A 19,713-nucleotide genomic window follows, 5' to 3' on the forward strand; every position below is an offset into this window, starting at 1 on the left:
AAGGAAATCCTTATAACTAACTGTAATTTTAGAAGAATATTTTTACCTATTCCTTTTGCTTTTGATAACTGCGCGGGAACAAAGTAAAAATAATGACGAAGTAAACGGAGCATGGCAGCTCCGTTTCATTTGAAAGGAATTAATTAAGCAGGCCGGGGAAAATCCCCTTAATACCAGTAACGATAAATTCAATCCCCAATGCCATCAGCAATAGCCCCATAATACGCGTAATCACGTTGATGCCGGTCTGGCGTAAAACCCGTACCAGCCACGGTGCCATGCGGAACAATCCCCAGCAACATAAAGCGAACAATGCAATAGCCACAAAGAAACCAAACAGATAGCTAATGCTGTGATAACGCGTACCCCAGACGATGGTAGAACTGATCGCCCCTGGCCCCGCCATCAACGGCAACGCCAATGGCACCACACCAATGCTTTCACGTACCGCGGTTTCTGATTTTTCTTGCTTGTTCTGTTTATCCTCGCCAAGCTTGCCGCTGATCATCGACATCGCTATCGTCACCACCAGGATGCCCCCGGCGATACGGAACGAATCAATTGATATACCAAAAAGTTGCAGAATCGTGTCGCCGAGAAAAAGCGAGATCCACAAGATAATGGCCACAGACAGGTTGGCTGTAAGGTTAGTTTTGTTTCGCGCTGCCGCTGTCTGATAACTGGTCATGCTGATAAAGACGGGAATAATCCCTACCGGGTTGACCAGCGCAAATAACCCGATGAAAAATTTGAAGTAAACGGGAAAATCAAAAAAGGTCTGAATCACGGTTAGCTCCGAAGCAAAAGCCGGATAATGTTAGCCATAAATAAGGTTGAAAAGACGCGCTGACAATACGCCTTTTGACAGCATTTTTCACCTCCTAACTACTTAAAATTGCTATCATTCGTTATTGTTATCTAGTTGTGCAAAACATGCTAATGTAGCCACCAAATCATACTACAATTTATTAACTGTTAGCTATAATGGCGAAAAGCGATGCTGAAAGGTGTCAGCTTTGCAAAAATTTGATTTGGATCACGTAATCAGTACCCAGAAGTGAGTAATCTTGCTTACGCCACCTGGAAGTGACGCATTAGAGATAATAACTCTAATGTTTAAACTCTTTTAGTAAATCACAGTGAGTGTGAGCGCGAGTAAGCTTTTGATTTTCATCGGTTAAGCAAATCATCACCGCACTGACTATACTCTCGTATTCGAGCAGATGATTTACTAAAAAAGTTTAACATTATCAGGAGAGCATTATGGCTGTTACTAATGTCGCTGAACTTAACGCACTCGTAGAGCGTGTAAAAAAAGCCCAGCGTGAATATGCCAGTTTCACTCAAGAGCAAGTAGACAAAATCTTCCGCGCCGCCGCTCTGGCTGCTGCAGATGCTCGAATCCCACTCGCGAAAATGGCCGTTGCCGAATCCGGCATGGGTATCGTCGAAGATAAAGTGATCAAAAACCACTTTGCTTCTGAATATATCTACAACGCCTATAAAGATGAAAAAACCTGTGGTGTTCTGTCTGAAGACGACACTTTTGGTACCATCACTATCGCTGAACCAATCGGTATTATTTGCGGTATCGTTCCGACCACTAACCCGACTTCAACTGCTATCTTCAAATCGCTGATCAGTCTGAAGACCCGTAACGCCATTATCTTCTCCCCGCACCCGCGTGCAAAAGATGCCACCAACAAAGCGGCTGATATCGTTCTGCAGGCTGCTATCGCTGCCGGTGCTCCGAAAGATCTGATCGGCTGGATCGATCAACCTTCTGTTGAACTGTCTAACGCACTGATGCACCACCCAGACATCAACCTGATCCTCGCGACTGGTGGTCCGGGCATGGTTAAAGCCGCATACAGCTCCGGTAAACCAGCTATCGGTGTAGGCGCGGGCAACACTCCAGTTGTTATCGATGAAACTGCTGATATCAAACGTGCAGTTGCATCTGTACTGATGTCCAAAACCTTCGACAACGGCGTAATCTGTGCTTCTGAACAGTCTGTTGTTGTTGTTGACTCTGTTTATGACGCTGTACGTGAACGTTTTGCAACCCACGGCGGCTATCTGTTGCAGGGTAAAGAGCTGAAAGCTGTTCAGGATGTTATCCTGAAAAACGGTGCGCTGAACGCGGCTATCGTTGGTCAGCCAGCCTATAAAATTGCTGAACTGGCAGGCTTCTCTGTACCAGAAAACACCAAGATTCTGATCGGTGAAGTGACCGTTGTTGATGAAAGCGAACCGTTCGCACATGAAAAACTGTCCCCGACTCTGGCAATGTACCGCGCTAAAGATTTCGAAGACGCGGTAGAAAAAGCAGAGAAACTGGTTGCTATGGGCGGTATCGGTCATACCTCTTGCCTGTACACTGACCAGGATAACCAACCGGCTCGCGTTTCTTACTTCGGTCAGAAAATGAAAACGGCTCGTATCCTGATTAACACCCCAGCGTCTCAGGGTGGTATCGGTGACCTGTATAACTTCAAACTCGCACCTTCCCTGACTCTGGGTTGTGGTTCCTGGGGTGGTAACTCCATCTCTGAAAACGTTGGTCCGAAACACCTGATCAACAAGAAAACCGTTGCTAAGCGAGCTGAAAACATGTTGTGGCACAAACTTCCGAAATCTATCTACTTCCGCCGTGGCTCCCTGCCAATCGCGCTGGATGAAGTGATTACTGATGGCCACAAACGTGCGCTCATCGTGACTGACCGCTTCCTGTTCAACAATGGTTATGCTGATCAGATCACTTCCGTACTGAAAGCAGCAGGCGTTGAAACTGAAGTCTTCTTCGAAGTAGAAGCGGACCCGACCCTGAGCATCGTTCGCAAAGGTGCAGAACTGGCAAACTCCTTCAAACCAGACGTGATTATCGCGTTGGGTGGTGGTTCCCCGATGGACGCCGCGAAGATCATGTGGGTTATGTACGAACATCCGGAAACTCACTTCGAAGAGCTGGCGCTGCGCTTTATGGATATCCGTAAACGTATCTACAAGTTCCCGAAAATGGGCGTGAAAGCGAAAATGATCGCTGTCACCACCACTTCTGGTACAGGTTCTGAAGTCACTCCGTTTGCGGTTGTAACTGACGACGCTACTGGTCAGAAATATCCGCTGGCAGACTATGCGCTGACTCCGGATATGGCGATTGTCGACGCCAACCTGGTTATGGACATGCCGAAGTCCCTGTGTGCTTTCGGTGGTCTGGACGCAGTAACTCACGCCATGGAAGCTTATGTTTCTGTACTGGCATCTGAGTTCTCTGATGGTCAGGCTCTGCAGGCACTGAAACTGCTGAAAGAATATCTGCCAGCGTCCTACCACGAAGGGTCTAAAAATCCGGTAGCCCGTGAACGTGTTCACAGTGCAGCGACTATCGCGGGTATCGCGTTTGCGAACGCCTTCCTGGGTGTATGTCACTCAATGGCGCACAAACTGGGTTCCCAGTTCCATATTCCGCACGGTCTGGCAAACGCCCTGCTGATTTGTAACGTTATTCGCTACAACGCGAACGACAACCCGACCAAGCAGACTGCATTCAGCCAGTATGACCGTCCGCAGGCTCGCCGTCGTTATGCTGAAATTGCTGACCACCTGGGTCTGAGCGCACCGGGCGACCGTACTGCTGCTAAGATCGAGAAACTGCTGGCATGGCTGGAAACGCTGAAAGCTGAACTGGGTATTCCGAAATCTATCCGTGAAGCTGGCGTTCAGGAAGCAGACTTCCTGGCGAACGTGGATAAACTGTCTGAAGATGCATTCGATGACCAGTGCACCGGCGCTAACCCGCGTTACCCGCTGATCTCCGAGCTGAAACAGATTCTGCTGGATACCTACTACGGTCGTGATTATGTAGAAGGTGAAACTGCAGCGAAAAAAGAAGCCGCTCCGGCTAAAGCTGAGAAAAAAGCGAAAAAATCCGCTTAATCAGTAGCGCTGTCTGGCAACATAAACGGCCCCTTCTGGGGCCGTTTTTTTGTTTCCTAAAGCAACTATTCCATAAACCGACAGCATTAGCCTTCATCATATTTGCGACGATGTATAACGCCTAAACACAGGGATATTGTACTTTACAGGTCACAAGTCAACGTCGGTGCTTAAGCGTCCTGTGAGGCGTATAGCGGCGTTAAAAAACTGCCGAGAAGGGTGTATAGCCCGGAAGAAGTGAGTAAAACGAACTGACAGGATAAAAGCGCCCTGCTCACCCTGTCAGTAAAGAAATTCTTATTAATCGTGGCGATGCCTTTCCTGAATAGCCGTTAATGAGCCGACTTGTAACGCCTCTTTATAGTGTTTACGGCATACAGAAACGTATCGTTCATTACCACCAATAACCACCTGCTCACCTTCGTTATAAGGTCTGCCTGCTTGATCAAGACGCAGCACCATGCTTGCTTTACGGCCACAAAAACAGATGGTTTTTAATTCAACCAGTTTGTCGGACCATGCCAGTAAGTATTGGCTGCCAATAAATAATTCACCTCGAAAATCGGTACGTAAACCATAACAAAGTACGGGTATATCGAGTTGATCGACAACCTCCGATAATTCATATACTTGTTGTCTGGTTAAAAACTGGCATTCATCAACCAGTACGCAATGAATTGCCTGCTGTTCATGTTCCGAACGAATCTCATCAAATAATGATGAATTTTGGTTAAATAATTTTGCAGGCGATGACAAACCTATACGCGAACTGACTTTCCCGGCACCAAAGCGATCATCAATTTCTGCCGTATATACGACAGTGCGCATGCCGCGTTCCTGGTAATTGTATGAAGATTGCAACAATGCTGTAGACTTACCCGCATTCATTGCGGAATAGTAGAAATATAGCTGTGCCATCAGCCACAGGCCCTCAATGATATGAAATAAAGTTGGCTGGAGTTTATCATAATTCGTCAGTTTTTCAGCTCAACAGTATGCACAGAAGTGGTATATGCGTTCTCCCTTACGAAGCCTTGCATAATCCTTCTGAGCTATCATTACAACTGCCTCGCTTGTTATAAGCGGGTAAATGACTGCTGGTAACTATTCACAATCTTTAATCTGTTGCGCAAGTAATAGCCCTCTGTTGACCTCCAGGAGATAGTGCAATACTAAGTCCCTGCTCTTATTGCGACTGTTCTACTTTTCATCATTCGCTTAATAGGGAATTCTCGTAAACACGACTAATACAGAAGACTGAAAGGTCGTCAGCCTACGATAATCTCCCCATAAAATGTGACATGAATCAGGAAGTTTTAACCTCACGAGCTGCGAAATCATCGGTACAAATAGGGCTATATGCCGCGTCTTTTCTGGCTAATTTTATGAAAAGATATTTATTGGCGGCACAAAATAAAGAACAATTTTGAATTCCTTACATTCCTGGCTATTGCACAACTGAATTTAAGGCTCTATTATTACCTCAACAAACCACCCCAATATAAGTTTGAGATTACTACAATGAGCGAAGCACTTAAAATTCTGAACAACATCCGTACTCTTCGTGCGCAGGCAAGAGAATGTACACTTGAAACGCTGGAAGAAATGCTGGAAAAATTAGAAGTTGTTGTTAACGAACGTCGCGAAGAAGAAAGCGCGGCTGCTGCTGAAGTTGAAGAGCGCACTCGTAAACTGCAGCAATATCGCGAAATGCTGATCGCTGACGGTATTGACCCGAACGAACTGCTGAATAGCCTTGCTGCCGTTAAATCTGGCACCAAAGCTAAACGTGCTCAGCGTCCGGCAAAATATAGCTACGTTGACGAAAACGGCGAAACTAAAACCTGGACTGGCCAGGGCCGTACTCCAGCTGTAATCAAAAAAGCAATGGATGAGCAAGGTAAATCCCTCGACGATTTCCTGATCAAGCAATAATCTTTTGTAGATTGCACTTGCTTAAAATCCCGCCATCGGCGGGATTTTTTATTGTCCGGTTTAAGACAATTTAATAAGAATAAGCTATAAAAAAACGGCGTCGATTGCTCAACGCCGTTTCGTGGATAACACCGATACGGATGTTACTTCTTAATGCCCATCTCTTCTTCAAGCCAGGCTTTAAATTCCGTGCCAAGGGTGTTATGACGAATACCGTATTCAACGAAGGCCTGCATGTAACCTAATTTATTACCGCAGTCATGGCTCTTCCCTTTCATATGATAGGCTTCAACCGTTTCTTTTTCGATTAGCATATCAATTGCGTCGGTGAGCTGAATTTCATCACCAGCTCCCGGAGGGGTTTTTGCCAGCAACGGCCAAATATCCGCACTAAGTACGTAACGACCCACAATAGCGAGATTAGACGGCGCAACATCCGCTTTTGGTTTTTCAACCACGCCAACCATCGGTACGCTTTCACCCGGCGCTAATTCAACGCCTTTGCAATCCACAACGCCATATGCGGTCACATCAGCAACCGGTTCAACCATGATCTGGCTATGACCCGTTTCATCAAAGCGGCGGATCATCTCTGCCAGGTTATCCTGTGACAAATCGGATTCATATTCATCCAGAATAACGTCAGGCAAAATAACAGCCACAGGTTCATCACCCACTACCGGGTGAGCACACAATACCGCGTGTCCCAGACCTTTCGCCAGCCCCTGACGAACTTGCATAATAGTCACGTGCGGCGGACAAATAGACTGCACTTCATCAAGCAGTTGACGTTTTACACGTTTTTCCAGCATTGCTTCCAGTTCAAAACTGGTATCAAAGTGGTTTTCAATAGAGTTTTTAGATGAGTGTGTAACCAGCACAATTTCAGTAATGCCAGCCGCAATACATTCATTCACGACGTATTGAATTAATGGCTTATCGACAAGTGGCAGCATCTCTTTCGGGATGGCTTTCGTCGCCGGCAACATCCTGGTTCCTAATCCCGCAACGGGGATAACGGCTTTTTTGACTTTCGTATTAATGGCAGCCATTTAAATTCTCCTGGACTGTTCGTGTTTTGAACGTGTTCATATTTCTGTATCGCATCCCAGTATATCAGCACCCCGAAGGGGCTAAGTTCTGAAAAGGAGGCGAGTTAGTATAATTAAGACAATTACTTATACGAATGGCGACGATAGTACCACCAGCCGACATTAGCAGGTAATGCAAATTTAGCCCGCGTTATCGTTTGCTCATTCTGCAGACAACATCAAGCGCAGTCGACCACCGGTTCCCCATATTTGGCATTGCCAGGCATCGCATCGCTGGCTCAATTGATTCAAATAAGCGTTACCTAATGTGCCTAACGGAACACCATTACTGATTTGCACCTGGTGTTCGCCGGTATTTAACGTCGCATTCAGACCCGCAGAAACCAGAATGAGATTTTTCAGTTCGCGATGATAATAGCCAACTAATAGCGGAAACTGCCCCGGCAGATTGGCCTGACGGAGTAAATGGTTTACCTGCTTCAATAACGCGCCCAACTCTGGCAACCGTTGATTTTGGTGTGCAAGCTGTTCCTGTAATAATCCGTTAAACAATGCGCGTAATAACAAGGCAGCAAGTACGCCATTATGTCCAGCTCGGGTGACATCAAGGCAATAAAATGCCAGATCGTTTTCCGAAAGTGCGGCAATATCAAGCACCAGGCCGGGTTTGTCCGCGGCAACCAATTGACGATAATTAACCCGGCAATGGGAAATCACCTGCTGAACCGGCGGTTGTAGTTCCTGTAATAATTTCGCCGCTGCGGCAGGGTTATCAACCATTGCATCCCAGTCGCGAAAAAGCCTTTCCTCTTCCTCAACGCGCGAATTAAACATGCTGGGATAGAGACAGGCAAAAACCATCTCGCGCAAGCGATTCAGATCTTTAACTGGTTTCAGCAAAACATCTTCAACGCCCAGACGTAACGCTTTGGCAATATCTGCCATATTTTCAGTGGCAGATATCACCAGAACTGGGGTCTGGTCGCCTCTGTTACGTATATGCTCCAGCAGTTTAAGCCCGTTCATTCGTGGCATCGCGATATCACATATCATCAGGTCTGGAGTGAAACCTCCCAGCAACTCAAGGGCATCCACCCCATCAGCCGCCAGTACCGTTGTCGCTCCCAATGAGGAAAACCATGAATCCAGAAGCGAGCGAAATACCTGCTCATCTTCAACAATGAGAATCTGTTTTCCGACCAATGGCTGCGTCATGTTCTCTCCCCTGACTGGCTTTACTCAATAGTGGCATGCTATTGCCACCTGCGCCTGTCAGAATTAACTTAAGTGTAGATAAAAATTCTGGTCAAATGTTGGTGCGTACCAACGGCAAAAGTTCGTCCATTTTCCTTTCCACTGCCAGCTGTCCGGCCGCAATGGCAGCGTGCGCGCGATGGAAATCAAGCGTAGATATTTGCGGGCAAACAGGTTGAATCAGAATATCGGGCGGATCACCTGCCATGCGGTTCCTTTTAAGGCGGTTCTCCAACACCTGGATAGACGTGGTCATAATCTCTGTTGCCGTTGGCGCTGTCACCGCCCGACGTGTCGTTATGCTGCCTAACCTTTCTTTCAGACGCGCATGCCACGGTAGAGAATCACCATTCTCGCTATTTTCTTCACTGACATTAAAGGAGAGCAAATCTTGTTGCATCAAATGAGCATCGTGCTGCAGGTCGACCGCTATCACAATATCAGCACCCAATGCACGCGTGAGGGAAATAGGAATTGGGTTAACGACTGCCCCATCAACCAGCCAGTAGCCGTTATGCGCGACTGGTGCCATGAGTCCTGGAATACTGCATGATGCGCGAATAGCAAGATGGAGATCGCCTTCAGTAAACCATAATTCACGCCCAGTACTTAAATTGGTGGCAACAGCCGCGAAGCGACGGGAACAATTTTCGATCTCTGTTTCCGGCATTATTTCGCGGTATTGATTGAAGACACGCTCGCCGCGCAGTAACCCACCGCGCTGCCAGGAGAGATCCATCAGGCGTAAAACATCCCAATAACTGAAAGAGGTCACCCAATCTTCCAGCGCAGATAATCGATCGCATGCATAGGCAGCGCCCACCAGCGAACCAATTGAACATCCTGCAACGATATCAATTTCAATACCCACTTTTTTTAGCGCATTAATAACGCCAATATGCGACCAACCTCTCGCCGCGCCAGATCCCAGCGCCAGCCCTATTTTTATCTTTCTCATTATTCCCGCAAGATTCCCCTGGAATGCAATCGTAGCCACATCGCTACTGCTCGGTTAACATAGTGCTACTCAGGCGGTTAATACGCCGTTATTGTTTCCAGGGAGATTATTTGTGTCTCAGCTTTGTCCCTGTGGTAGTGCTGTCGAGTATAGCCTATGTTGCCACCCTTATGTGTCTGGTGAAAAGGTTGCACCTGATCCAGAACATCTCATGCGTTCGCGTTACTGCGCTTTTGTGATGCAAGACGCAGATTATTTAATAAAGACCTGGCATCCATCTTGTGGAGCAGCGGCGTTACGTGCCGAATTGATTGCCGGATTTGCGCATACTGAATGGTTGGGATTGACCGTATTTGAACATTGTTGGCAGGACGCCGACAATATCGGATTTGTCAGTTTTGTTGCTCGATTTACCGAAGGTGGCAAAACAGGTGCAATAATTGAACGTTCGCGATTTTTGAAAGAAAACGGTCAATGGTACTATATTGACGGTACACGTCCGCAGTTTGGCCGCAACGATCCCTGCCCTTGTGGTTCAGGTAAAAAATTTAAAAAGTGCTGCGGCCAATAATGGTTGACGGTACGGTTTAGCAAACACTCTCAACAAGGTTTTTCCAGCAATGCATTCACTCCAACGTAAAGTTCTGCGTACTATTTGTCCGGACCAAAAAGGTCTGATCGCACGTATTACCAATATTTGCTACAAGCACGAGTTAAATATCGTACAGAACAATGAATTTGTTGATCACCGTACCGGGCGCTTTTTTATGCGCACGGAACTGGAAGGGATTTTTAATGATTCCACCCTGCTGGCGGATCTCGATAGCGCATTGCCAGAAGGCTCCGTGCGTGAGCTGAATCCTGCCGGTCGTCGCCGGATAGTGATTCTGGTCACTAAAGAAGCGCATTGCCTTGGCGATTTGTTGATGAAAGCCAATTACGGCGGCCTGGATGTCGAAATCGCGGCAGTTATTGGTAACCACGATACTCTACGTTCTCTGGTTGAGCGTTTTGATATTCCGTTTGAGCTGGTAAGCCATGAAGGGTTAAGCCGCAACGAGCACGATCAAAAGATGGCGGATGCCATTGATGCTTATCAACCTGACTACGTGGTGCTGGCGAAGTATATGCGGGTATTAACGCCGGAATTTGTGGCACGCTTCCCGAATAAGATCATCAATATTCACCATTCATTCCTGCCAGCGTTTATTGGCGCACGTCCTTATCACCAGGCCTATGAACGTGGTGTGAAGATTATTGGCGCAACCGCTCACTATGTGAATGACAATCTGGACGAAGGCCCAATCATCATGCAGGACGTTATTCATGTCGATCATACCTACACAGCTGAAGATATGATGCGCGCAGGTCGTGACGTCGAGAAAAACGTCTTAAGTCGTGCACTATACAAAGTACTGGCACAGCGCGTCTTTGTTTACGGTAATCGGACGATTATTCTTTAATCGCCAGCAAAAATAACTGGTTACCTTTAATCCGTTACGGATGAAAATTACGCAACCAGTTCGTTTTTCTCAACGTAACACTTTACAGCGGCGCGTCATTTGATATGATGCGCCCCGCTTCCCGATAAGGGAGCAGGCCAGTAAAAAGCATTACCCCGTGGTGGGGTTCCCGAGCGGCCAAAGGGAGCAGACTGTAAATCTGCCGTCATCGACTTCGAAGGTTCGAATCCTTCCCCCACCACCATAATTCACCACAGCGATGTGGTAACTTCGGTGAGATTGTGAAAGTTTGCACTCATCGGGGAAGGGTGAGAACCTTCGACTAAGGTTCGATTCGAGCGAAAGCGAGAGAACGTTGCCACAGGCAACGGCCCGAAGGGTGAGGAGCGAAGCGACGAATAATCCTTCCCCCACCACCATAATTCACCACAGCGATGTGGTAACTTCGGTGAGATTGTGAAAGTTTGCACTCATCGGGGAAGGGTGAGAACCTTCGACTAAGGTTCGATTCGAGCGAAAGCGAGAGAACGTTGCCACAGGCAACGGCCCGAAGGGTGAGGAGCGAAGCGACGAATAATCCTTCCCCCACCACCATCTCAAGCATTACCTCGAAATTTGAATTACCCCTGGTGGGGTTCCCGAGCGGCCAAAGGGAGCAGACTGTAAATCTGCCGTCATCGACTTCGAAGGTTCGAATCCTTCCCCCACCACCATCACTTTCAAAAGTCCCTGAACTCTCAAACGAATCCGTAATTAAATATTCTGCCCAAGCGGGGAAGGATGAGAAGCTTCGACCAAGGTTCGACTTGAGCGCCAGCGAGAGAGCGTTGCCGCAGGCAACGACCCGAAGGGCGAAGCGCGCAGCGCTGAGTAATCCTTCCCCCACCACCATCACTTTCAAAAGTCCCTGAACTCTCAAACGAATCCGTAATTAAATATTCTGCCCAAGCGGGGAAGGACGAGAAGCTTCGACCAAGGTTCGACTTGAGCGCCAGCGAGAGAGCGTTGCCGCAGGCAACGACCCGAAGGGCGAAGCGCGCAGCGCTGAGTAATCCTTCCCCCACCACCATCACTTTCAAAAGTCCCTGAACTCTCAAACGAATCCGTAATTAAATATTCTGCCCAAGCGGGGAAGGATGAGAAGCTTCGACCAAGGTTCGACTTGAGCGCCAGCGAGAGAGCGTTGCCGCAGGCAACGACCCGAAGGGCGAAGCGCGCAGCGCTGAGTAATCCTTCCCCCACCACCATCACTTTCAAAAACCCCTGAATTCCCTTACAAATCCATAATTAAATATTCTGCCCATGCGGGGAAGGACGAGAAGCTTCGACCAAGGTTCGACTCGAGCGTCAGCGAGAGAGCGTTGCCGCAGGCAACGACCCGTAGGGCGAAGCGCGCAGCGCTGAGTAATCCTTCCCCCACCACCATCACTTTCAAAAACCCCTGAATTCCCTTACAAATCCATAATTAAATATTCTGCCCATGCGGGGAAGGACGAGAAGCTTCGACCAAGGTTCGACTCGAGCGTCAGCGAGAGAGCGTTGCCGCAGGCAACGACCCGTAGGGCGAAGCGCGCAGCGCTGAGTAATCCTTCCCCCACCACCATCACTTTCAAAAGTCCCTGAACTTCCCAACGAATCCGCAATTAAATATTCTGCCCATGCGGGGAAGGATGAGAAGCTTCGACCAAGGTTCGACTCGAGCGCCAGCGAGAGAGCGTTGCCGCAGGCAACGACCCGAAGGGCGAAGCGCGCAGCGCTGAGTAATCCTTCCCCCACCACCATCACTTTTCAAAAGTCCGTAAACTCTCAAACGAATCCGCAATTAAATATTCTGCCCAAGCGGGGAAGGATGAGAAGCTTCGACCAAGGTTCGACTTGAGCGCCAGCGAGAGAGCGTTGCCGCAGGCAACGACCCGAAGGGCGAAGCGCGCAGCGCTGAGTAATCCTTCCCCCACCACCATCACTTCCTGAAATACTCAAAACCTGTTACTCCGAGCTAATTTTGCCCGATGGCACCGCGTTTACCGGACCTACAATATCCTCCCCTGTAGGTCGGATAAGCGAAGCGCATCCGACAACTCACCCCGCACCGTGCCCATAAAAAACCCCGCCGAAGCAGGGTCTATGTGAACTAAAATTCGCTTAGTGACGAGCGCGCACCAACTGATACTTACGTGTCAGATACTCCACCGGTACGCTCCAGATGTGCACCAGACGCGAGAACGGGAACAGCAGGAATAACGTCATCCCCAACACCAGGTGCAGACGGAAGATAAACGCCACACCATCGAGGTGTTGAGAAGCGCCACCGTGGAAGGTCACCACCGACTGCGCCCAGCCAACCAGTTTCATCATCTCGCTACCGTCCATATGCTGAGCGGAGAACGGAATGGTCAACAGGCCCAGCGCGCACTGGATAACGAGCAGCGACAGGATCAGGATATCCGCTCCGGTAGTGGTTGCACGCACGCGTGGGCTGAACAGACGACGCTTCAGCAACAGCACGCCGCCAATCAGACACAGCACGCCGCTGGCACCACCAGCAAACATCGCCATTTTCTGTTTCACTTCAATCGGCAGCCAGGCTTCATACATCCAGTGCGGCGTCAGCATACCGAAGAAGTGACCAACAAAAATCCCCAGAATACCGATATGGAACAGGTTCGACGCCAGGTTCATCCCTTTGCGATCCAGCATCTGGCTGGACGCCGCGCGCCAGGTGTACTGCCCGTAGTCATAACGCAGCCAGCTACCAATCAGGAAGACCGCCCCGGCTATGTACGGGTAGATATCAAAGAAGAACATATTCAGGAATTGCATTAGTGCTGTCCTCCGGTGGTGATATTCAGATATTGCGGCGCGACGGCACCGGCAAAGCGACGCTGATGAGCAGTGATTGCTGAATCACCGCAGCCTTTGTCAGCAAAGAATTTAACCTGCTCTTCTTCCCAGACAGCATCCAGCGCCTGCGGCGTATCATCGCGCGCTTCGTCGGCAATTTTTTCCGCCACTTTGTCGCTGTCGATAGCGGTATTGGCCAATTTCAGCAGCAGATCAAACATCACGGCATAACGGCTTTCACGCTGTTGCAGACGCGCGCTCAGCAATGCCAGAATCGGCGCGATATCTTTCAAACCTTCCACGGCTTCGCTTTGCGGCAGCTGCGACAGGTACTCCAGATACAGCGGCAGATGGTCCGGTAATTCGCGGCTGTTTAACTGCAAACCGTGCTGCTCGTACTGCGCCAGCAGGTCCACCATCGCCTGGCCGCGGTCACGGGATTCACCGTGAACATGTTCAAATAGCAACAGTGACGTGGCGCGGCCACGGTCGAACAGTTCGCTGTACTGGGCCTGGGCATCGAGCGGATCCATCGCCGTTAAATCGCGCAGGAAAATGCCCAGCGCATGGGCATCTTCTTTCGACAGATTTTTCGACGCAGCAATCGCCTCAAACATCTCTTGTTGATGCTGCCATAAGGCAGCATCCGGATATTCAAGGAGACGCGATACAATCACGAGTTCGATCATGGATGCGGCTCCGTTTTGCTGGTCACATCGATGGCATCGATACGACGGCTGTTGAACAGATTGAATTTGGTATCTGAACCGTGGCAGCCATCACCAAAGGTAAAGCCGCAGCCATTTTTCTCCGGGAAGGCTTCCCGTGCCAGTTCACGATGACTACTCGGCACCACAAAGCGATCTTCGTAGTTAGCAATCGCCAGATAACGGTACATCTCCTGTGCCTGGGCTTCGGTCAGACCGACCTCTTCCAGCGCACGGGTATCAACTTTACCGTCAACGGTTTCAGCACGTTTGTAATGACGCATCGCCAGCATACGTTTCAGTGCGCGCAGTACCGGTTTGGTATCACCGGCGGTCAGCAGATTCGCCAGATACTGTACCGGAATACGCAAGCTTTCGACGTCTGGCAGAATGCCGTTGCTACCCAGCTCACCCGCGTCTGCTGCAGACTGAATCGGAGACAGAGGCGGCACGTACCAGACCATCGGCAGTGTGCGATATTCTGGATGCAGCGGCAGCGCCAGTTTCCATTCCATTGCCATTTTATAAACCGGCGACTGCTGTGCGGCTTCAATAACGCTCAGCGGAATACCGTCTTTAATCGCCTGCTCGATGACTTTCGGATCGTTCGGATCGAGGAACACCTCCAGCTGACGCTGGTAAAGATCTTTCTCGTTCTCGGTGCTGGCTGCACGTTCAATCGCGTCGGCATCGTACAGCAGCACGCCAAGATAACGGATACGACCGACACAGGTTTCTGAGCACACGGTCGGCTGACCCGCTTCAATACGCGGATAGCAGAAGATGCACTTCTCAGACTTACCGCTCTTCCAGTTGAAGTAGATTTTTTTGTACGGGCATCCGGTGATGCACATACGCCAGCCACGGCATTTATCCTGGTCGATCAGGACGATGCCATCTTCTTCACGCTTGTAAATCGCACCGCTCGGGCAGGTCGCCACACATGCCGGGTTCAGGCAGTGTTCGCACAGGCGCGGCAAATACATCATAAAGGTGTTTTCGAACTGGCTATACATCGCCTTCTGGATGTTGTCGAAGTTCTTGTCTTTCGCCAGTTTGTCAAACTCACCACCCAGGTCATCTTCCCAGTTCGGCCCTTTTTCGATTTTCGCCATCCGTTCCCCGGTAATCAGCGAACGCGGACGGGCAATCGGCTGCGATTTGCTGCCTTCCGGCGCGGTATGCAGGTTCTGATAATCAAAATCGAACGGCTCGTAATAATCGTCGATCCCCGGCAGATGCGGGTTAGCGAAGATTTTACCCAGCAGCATGGCGCGGTTACCCATGCGCGGCTGCAGTTTGCCATTGATTTTACGGATCCAGCCGCCTTTGTATTTTTCCTGGTTTTCCCAGTCAGTCGGGAAGCCCTGACCCGGCTTGGTTTCCACGTTGTTGAACCACGCGTATTCCACGCCTTCACGGCTGGTCCAGACGTTTTTACAGGTAACTGAACAGGTGTGGCAGCCGATGCACTTATCGAGATTCAGCACCATGCCGACTTGTGAACGAATTTTCATTTTACGCTCTCCTGTACCTGGTCATTGCCTTCGCCATCTAACCAGTCAATGTTCTTCATCTTACGCACTACAACAAACTCATCGCGGTTAGAACCTACGGTGCCGTAGTAGTTAAAGCCGTATGCCAGATGGGCATAGCCGCCGATCATATGCGTCGGTTTCGGCGTGATACGGGTGACCGAGTTATGGATACCACCACGCTGTTGGGTAATTTCCGAACCAGGCAGGTTAACGATACGTTCCTGCGCGTGGTACATCATGGTCATCCCTGCCGGAACACGCTGGCTGACAACCGCACGGGCAGTCAGAGCACCGTTGCTGTTGAATACTTCAATCCAGTCGTTATCGGCGATACCCAGATCTTTGGCATCGGCTTCACTCAACCAGACCACCGGACCACCGCGACCTAAAGTCAGCATCAGCAGGTTGTCGCTGTAGGTGGAGTGGATACCCCACTTCTGGTGCGGCGTCAGGAAGTTGAGCGCTTTTTCCGGGTTGCCGTTGGATTTCTGGCCTATCACTTCTTTCACCGAACGGGTGTCGATCGGCGGACGATAAACCAGCTGGCTTTCACCGAAATCACGCATCCACTGGTGATCCTGATACAGTTGCTGACGACCAGAGAGCGTACGCCATGGGATCAGCTCGTGAACGTTGGTGTAACCGGCGTTGTAAGAAACGTGTTCATCTTCCAGACCAGACCAGGTCGGGCTGGAGATAATTTTGCGCGGCTGTGCCTGAATATCGCGGAAGCGGATCTTCTCGTCTTCTTTATTCAGCGCCAGATGCGTATGGTCACGACCGGTAAATTCGCTCAGGGCAGCCCAGGCTTTCACGGCTACCTGACCGTTGGTTTCCGGTGCCAGTGTCAGGATCATCTCTGCCGCATCAATTGCGGTGTTCAGCATCGGCTGGCCTTTCGCCGGACCTTCCGCTTTGGTGTAGTTGAGCTTACGCAGCAGATCCATCTCGCTCTGGGTGTTCCAGGCAATCCCTTTACCGCCGTTACCGATTTTCTCCATCAGCGGGCCGATAGAAGTAAAGCGTTCGTAAGTTGCCGGATAATCGCGCTCTACGACCATAATGTGCGGTGCAGTTTTGCCTGGGATCAGGTCGCATTCGCCTTTTTTCCAGTCTTTCACATCCAGCGGCTGCGCCAGTTCAGCGGCAGAGTCATGCTGGATAGGCAGCGTGACGATGTCGGTTTCTTTACCCAGATGGCCGACGCACACTTCGGAGAATTTCTTCGCGATGGCTTTGTAGATTTCCCAGTCGCTTTTCGCTTCCCAGGCCGGATCGACCGCCGCAGACAGCGGGTGAATAAACGGATGCATATCCGAAGTATTCATGTCGTCTTTTTCGTACCAGGTCGCCGTCGGCAAAATGATGTCGGAATAGAGACAGGTGCTCGACAGACGGAAGTCCAGCGTAACCACCAGATCCAGCTTGCCTTCCAGACCATTGTCCTGCCAGTCCACTTCTTCCGGCTTCACGCCGCCCTGTTGCCCCAGATCTTTACCCTGGATACCGTGCTCCGTCCCCAGCAGGTACTTGAGCATAAACTCATGACCTTTACCGGAAGAACCGAGCAGGTTAGAACGCCAGATGAACAGGTTGCGCGGGTGGTTTTTACCGTTTTCTGGTTGTTCTGCCGCAAAACGGATGGAACCCTCTTTCAGGGATTTCACCGTATAGTCCACCGGATTCATCCCGGCTTTTTCCGCTTCGCCAGCGATAGTCAGCGGGTTAGTGCCTAACTGCGGTGCAGACGGCAGCCAGCCCATGCGTTCCGCACGGACGTTAAAGTCGATCAAGTGTCCGGTATAGCGGGATTTGTCCGCCATCGGTGACAGCAACTCTTCCGCCGTGACGGTTTCATAACGCCACTGGCTGGAGTGGTTATAGAAATAAGAAGTGCTGTTCATGTGACGCGCCGGACGCTGCCAGTCAAGGGCAAACGCCAGCGGCTGCCAGCCGGTTTGCGGACGCAGTTTTTCCTGACCTACATAGTGCGCCCAGCCGCCCCCGCTCTGACCGACACAGCCGCAGAAAATCAGCATGTTGATCAGACCACGATAGTTCATATCGAGGTGATACCAGTGGTTCAGCCCCGCACCGACGATAATCATCGAACGACCGTGCGTTTTATCAGCGTTATCGGCAAATTCACGGGCGATGCGAATAATCTGGCTGCGAGAAACGCCGGTAATCTGCTCGGCCCAGGCCGGGGTATAAGCTTTCACATCGTCATAGCTGGTTGCACAGTTAACGTCGTTCAGGCCACGTTCCAGACCGTAGTTTGCCAGCGTCAGATCATAAACGGTGGTCACCAGGGCGGTGCTGCCATCAGCCAGTTGCAGGCGTTTCACCGGCAGTTTGTGCAGCAGCACGTTTTCCAGTTCCACTTTGTTGAAGTGTTCCGTGCCGTCGCCACCAAAGTACGGGAAGCCTACCTCAGCGATCTCATCCTGACTACCCAGCAGGCTCAGTTGCAGCTCGGTTTCTTCGCCAGTTTTGCCGTCGCGCTGCTCAAGATTCCATTTGCCCTTCTCGCCCCAGCGGAAGCCAATAGAACCGTTCGGCGCAACCATTTCGCCATTGGTATTAAAGGCGACAGTTTTCCATTCCGGATTGTTTTCCTGGCCCAGCGCATCAACCAGATCAGCAGCGCGCAACATACGACCTGCAGCGTAGTAACCGTCGCGTTCTTCCAGCATCACCAGCATCGGCATGTCGGTGTAGCGACGCACATAGTCGGTGAAATACTGGCTTGGGTTGTCGAGGTGGAATTCACGCAGCATTACGTGGCCCATCGCCAGCGCCATTGCCGCATCGGTGCCCTGTTTCGGTGCCAGCCACAGATCGCACAGTTTGGCGATTTCAGCGTAGTCTGGTGTGACGGCAACAGTTTTGGTGCCTTTGTAACGCACTTCAGTAAAGAAGTGAGCATCCGGGGTACGCGTCTGCGGCACGTTTGAACCCCAGGCGATGATGTAGCTGGAGTTATACCAGTCAGCAGATTCCGGTACGTCAGTTTGCTCGCCCCAGGTTTGCGGAGACGCAGGAGGCAGGTCGCAGTACCAGTCGTAGAAGCTTAAGCAAGTACCGCCAATCAGCGAGAGATAGCGTGCACCCGATGCGTAAGAAACCATCGACATTGCCGGAATTGGCGAGAAACCAGCAACACGGTCCGGGCCGTAGTTTTTGATGGTGTAAACGTTAGATGCGGCGATCAGTTCGTTCACCTCCTGCCAGGAAGAACGAACAAATCCACCGCGTCCACGCGCCTGCTTAAAGCTTTTCGCTTTATCGGCGTCTTCAATGATAGAAGCCCATGCCTCAACCGGATCGCTATGCAGCGCCTTCGCTTCACGCCACATTTTCATCAGGCGTTTGCGCATCATCGGGTATTTCAGGCGGTTGGCACTGTAAAGATACCAGGAGTAGCTGGCACCGCGCGGGCAGCCGCGAGGTTCATGGTTTGGCAGATCCGGACGGGTACGCGGATAGTCAGTCTGCTGGGTTTCCCAGGTGACCAGACCGTTTTTGACGTAGATTTTCCAGCTGCAGGAGCCGGTGCAGTTTACCCCGTGGGTAGAGCGGACGATTTTGTCATGCTGCCAACGCTGGCGATATCCATCCTCCCAGTCACGGTTGGTATTGAGAAGCTGGCCATGCCCATCGGCAAAGGTTTCACCCTTCTGTTTGAAGTAGCGAAACCGGTCCAGGAATTTACTCATCGGTTTTCTCCTGTGGGAGCCTGTCGGCCCTCTGATAAATCGACATTGCTAATGTTTAAGGGCAAGGTAACGCTCTGAAACAGCGTGGGAATTGATAACGATCAAGAGTGATGGGGATGAAAAATAAAGTAAATTCCTAAGATACCCCTTTAGGATAATTAACAGCCACCACATAACATACTGTAAATTAAGACGTTTTATACCTGTAGTTATTTAAACTATTAAGATTTTTATGCAGATGGGTATTAAGGAGTATTCCCCATGGGTAACATATTAATGGCTCTTAATGAAATCCGGCGAAATAAAC

Annotated in this window: 14 protein-coding genes, 2 tRNA genes and 9 other RNA genes; 15 read left to right on the top strand and 10 right to left on the bottom strand. The window is 50.2% G+C overall.

The window, feature by feature from the left end; translation table 11 throughout:
- Positions 1-139: 139 nt before the first annotated feature.
- Both ychE (ACU8XX_RS14270) and ychE (ACU8XX_RS14275) read right to left on the bottom strand, forming a co-directional pair.
- A complete protein-coding gene (gene ychE, locus ACU8XX_RS14270; RefSeq protein ID WP_000616554.1) occupies positions 140-787 on the bottom strand; it encodes an NAAT family transporter YchE in 648 nt (215 codons plus the stop codon).
- A gap of 30 nt (positions 788-817) precedes the next feature.
- The gene (ychE, locus tag ACU8XX_RS14275) at positions 818-871 is read right to left on the bottom strand and encodes a protein YchT (RefSeq protein WP_211180492.1); all 54 of its coding nucleotides are present in this window, start codon (positions 869-871) and stop codon (positions 818-820) included.
- Positions 872-1,263: 392 nt separating this feature from the next.
- On the opposite strand from ychE (ACU8XX_RS14275), the gene adhE reads away from it, so the two are divergent.
- Complete coding sequence (gene adhE / locus ACU8XX_RS14280; protein ID WP_000301651.1) at positions 1,264-3,939, top strand: bifunctional acetaldehyde-CoA/alcohol dehydrogenase; 2,676 nt, start codon at positions 1,264-1,266, stop codon at positions 3,937-3,939.
- Between the two features lie 300 nt (positions 3,940-4,239).
- Here the strand turns inward: adhE and tdk are convergent, their stop codons facing one another.
- Entirely contained in the window at positions 4,240-4,857 is a 618-nt protein-coding gene (tdk, locus tag ACU8XX_RS14285; protein ID WP_000068089.1) for a thymidine kinase, read from the bottom strand.
- Between the two features lie 603 nt (positions 4,858-5,460).
- Here tdk and hns point away from each other — a divergent pair.
- Entirely contained in the window at positions 5,461-5,874 is a 414-nt protein-coding gene (hns, locus tag ACU8XX_RS14290) for a histone-like nucleoid-structuring protein H-NS (protein ID WP_001287378.1), read from the top strand.
- 143 nt (positions 5,875-6,017) lie between these two features.
- On the opposite strand, the gene galU is transcribed toward hns, so the two are convergent.
- The 3 genes from galU to rssA form a co-directional block, all read right to left on the bottom strand.
- Complete coding sequence (gene galU / locus ACU8XX_RS14295) at positions 6,018-6,926, bottom strand: UTP--glucose-1-phosphate uridylyltransferase GalU (RefSeq protein WP_000718995.1); 909 nt, start codon at positions 6,924-6,926, stop codon at positions 6,018-6,020.
- A gap of 201 nt (positions 6,927-7,127) precedes the next feature.
- A complete protein-coding gene (gene rssB / locus ACU8XX_RS14300; protein ID WP_000193447.1) occupies positions 7,128-8,141 on the bottom strand; it encodes a two-component system response regulator RssB in 1,014 nt (337 codons plus the stop codon).
- Positions 8,142-8,232: 91 nt separating this feature from the next.
- On the bottom strand, positions 8,233-9,138 hold the full coding sequence (rssA, locus tag ACU8XX_RS14305; protein ID WP_001295622.1) for a patatin-like phospholipase RssA: 906 nt from the start codon (positions 9,136-9,138) through the stop codon (positions 8,233-8,235).
- A gap of 112 nt (positions 9,139-9,250) precedes the next feature.
- Between rssA and ACU8XX_RS14310 the strand changes: the two genes are divergently transcribed.
- The 13 genes from ACU8XX_RS14310 to ACU8XX_RS14370 all read left to right on the top strand — a co-directional run bounded on the left by ACU8XX_RS14310 (position 9,251) and on the right by ACU8XX_RS14370 (position 12,561).
- Positions 9,251-9,709 (top strand): YchJ family protein, encoded by a 459-nt coding sequence (locus ACU8XX_RS14310; protein ID WP_001362540.1) that lies wholly within the window; start codon positions 9,251-9,253, stop codon positions 9,707-9,709.
- Between the two features lie 49 nt (positions 9,710-9,758).
- A complete protein-coding gene (purU, locus tag ACU8XX_RS14315; RefSeq protein ID WP_000555849.1) occupies positions 9,759-10,601 on the top strand; it encodes a formyltetrahydrofolate deformylase in 843 nt (280 codons plus the stop codon).
- 159 nt (positions 10,602-10,760) lie between these two features.
- Positions 10,761-10,845: transfer RNA gene (locus tag ACU8XX_RS14320), tRNA-Tyr, on the top strand.
- A gap of 43 nt (positions 10,846-10,888) precedes the next feature.
- Positions 10,889-11,020, top strand: a non-coding RNA gene (locus ACU8XX_RS14325) — RtT sRNA.
- Positions 11,021-11,063: 43 nt separating this feature from the next.
- Positions 11,064-11,195, top strand: a non-coding RNA gene (locus tag ACU8XX_RS14330) — RtT sRNA.
- Between the two features lie 34 nt (positions 11,196-11,229).
- Positions 11,230-11,314, top strand: a tRNA-Tyr gene (locus ACU8XX_RS14335).
- A gap of 46 nt (positions 11,315-11,360) precedes the next feature.
- Positions 11,361-11,492: non-coding RNA, RtT sRNA (locus tag ACU8XX_RS14340), on the top strand.
- A gap of 46 nt (positions 11,493-11,538) precedes the next feature.
- A non-coding RNA gene (locus ACU8XX_RS14345) (RtT sRNA) lies at positions 11,539-11,670 on the top strand.
- 46 nt (positions 11,671-11,716) lie between these two features.
- A non-coding RNA gene (locus ACU8XX_RS14350) (RtT sRNA) lies at positions 11,717-11,848 on the top strand.
- A 46-nt stretch (positions 11,849-11,894) separates the two neighbouring features.
- A non-coding RNA gene (locus ACU8XX_RS14355) (RtT sRNA) lies at positions 11,895-12,026 on the top strand.
- Between the two features lie 46 nt (positions 12,027-12,072).
- A non-coding RNA gene (locus tag ACU8XX_RS14360) (RtT sRNA) lies at positions 12,073-12,204 on the top strand.
- A gap of 46 nt (positions 12,205-12,250) precedes the next feature.
- Positions 12,251-12,382, top strand: a non-coding RNA gene (locus tag ACU8XX_RS14365) — RtT sRNA.
- A 47-nt stretch (positions 12,383-12,429) separates the two neighbouring features.
- Positions 12,430-12,561: non-coding RNA, RtT sRNA (locus tag ACU8XX_RS14370), on the top strand.
- A gap of 182 nt (positions 12,562-12,743) precedes the next feature.
- On the opposite strand, the gene narI is transcribed toward ACU8XX_RS14370, so the two are convergent.
- From narI to ACU8XX_RS14390, 4 genes are read right to left on the bottom strand one after another with little or no spacing between them, the layout of a single operon-like run.
- Entirely contained in the window at positions 12,744-13,421 is a 678-nt protein-coding gene (gene narI / locus ACU8XX_RS14375) for a respiratory nitrate reductase subunit gamma (RefSeq protein ID WP_001160110.1), read from the bottom strand.
- Positions 13,421-14,131 (bottom strand): nitrate reductase molybdenum cofactor assembly chaperone, encoded by a 711-nt coding sequence (gene narJ / locus ACU8XX_RS14380; protein WP_000571699.1) that lies wholly within the window; start codon positions 14,129-14,131, stop codon positions 13,421-13,423. Before narJ ends, narI begins: the two co-directional genes overlap by 1 nt.
- Positions 14,128-15,666 carry a nitrate reductase subunit beta gene (gene narH, locus ACU8XX_RS14385; protein ID WP_000702660.1) on the bottom strand — a complete coding sequence of 513 codons (1,539 nt, stop codon included), beginning with the start codon at positions 15,664-15,666 and terminating at the stop codon, positions 14,128-14,130. The genes narJ and narH overlap by 4 nt, the downstream gene beginning before the upstream one ends.
- Positions 15,663-19,406, bottom strand: coding sequence for a nitrate reductase subunit alpha (locus ACU8XX_RS14390; protein ID WP_096314226.1), 3,744 nt, complete (start codon positions 19,404-19,406; stop codon positions 15,663-15,665). Before ACU8XX_RS14390 ends, narH begins: the two co-directional genes overlap by 4 nt.
- Positions 19,407-19,713 lie beyond the last annotated feature (307 nt).

The organism is Escherichia sp. MAL-1 (assembly GCF_052948035.1).

Excerpts from the sequence above, each read along its gene's own strand:
- galU (WP_000718995.1), bottom strand. The coding sequence starts at position 6,926 with ATGGCTGCCATTAATACGAAAGTCAAAAAAGCCGTTATCCCCGTTGCG.
- narJ (WP_000571699.1), bottom strand. The coding sequence starts at position 14,131 with ATGATCGAACTCGTGATTGTATCGCGTCTCCTTGAATATCCGGATGCT.
- narI (WP_001160110.1), bottom strand. The coding sequence starts at position 13,421 with ATGCAATTCCTGAATATGTTCTTCTTTGATATCTACCCGTACATAGCC.
- rssA (WP_001295622.1), bottom strand. The coding sequence starts at position 9,138 with ATGAGAAAGATAAAAATAGGGCTGGCGCTGGGATCTGGCGCGGCGAGA.
- ACU8XX_RS14390 (WP_096314226.1), bottom strand. The coding sequence starts at position 19,406 with ATGAGTAAATTCCTGGACCGGTTTCGCTACTTCAAACAGAAGGGTGAA.
- adhE (WP_000301651.1), top strand. The coding sequence starts at position 1,264 with ATGGCTGTTACTAATGTCGCTGAACTTAACGCACTCGTAGAGCGTGTA.
- tdk (WP_000068089.1), bottom strand. The coding sequence starts at position 4,857 with ATGGCACAGCTATATTTCTACTATTCCGCAATGAATGCGGGTAAGTCT.
- narH (WP_000702660.1), bottom strand. The coding sequence starts at position 15,666 with ATGAAAATTCGTTCACAAGTCGGCATGGTGCTGAATCTCGATAAGTGC.
- rssB (WP_000193447.1), bottom strand. The coding sequence starts at position 8,141 with ATGACGCAGCCATTGGTCGGAAAACAGATTCTCATTGTTGAAGATGAG.
- purU (WP_000555849.1), top strand. The coding sequence starts at position 9,759 with ATGCATTCACTCCAACGTAAAGTTCTGCGTACTATTTGTCCGGACCAA.
- hns (WP_001287378.1), top strand. The coding sequence starts at position 5,461 with ATGAGCGAAGCACTTAAAATTCTGAACAACATCCGTACTCTTCGTGCG.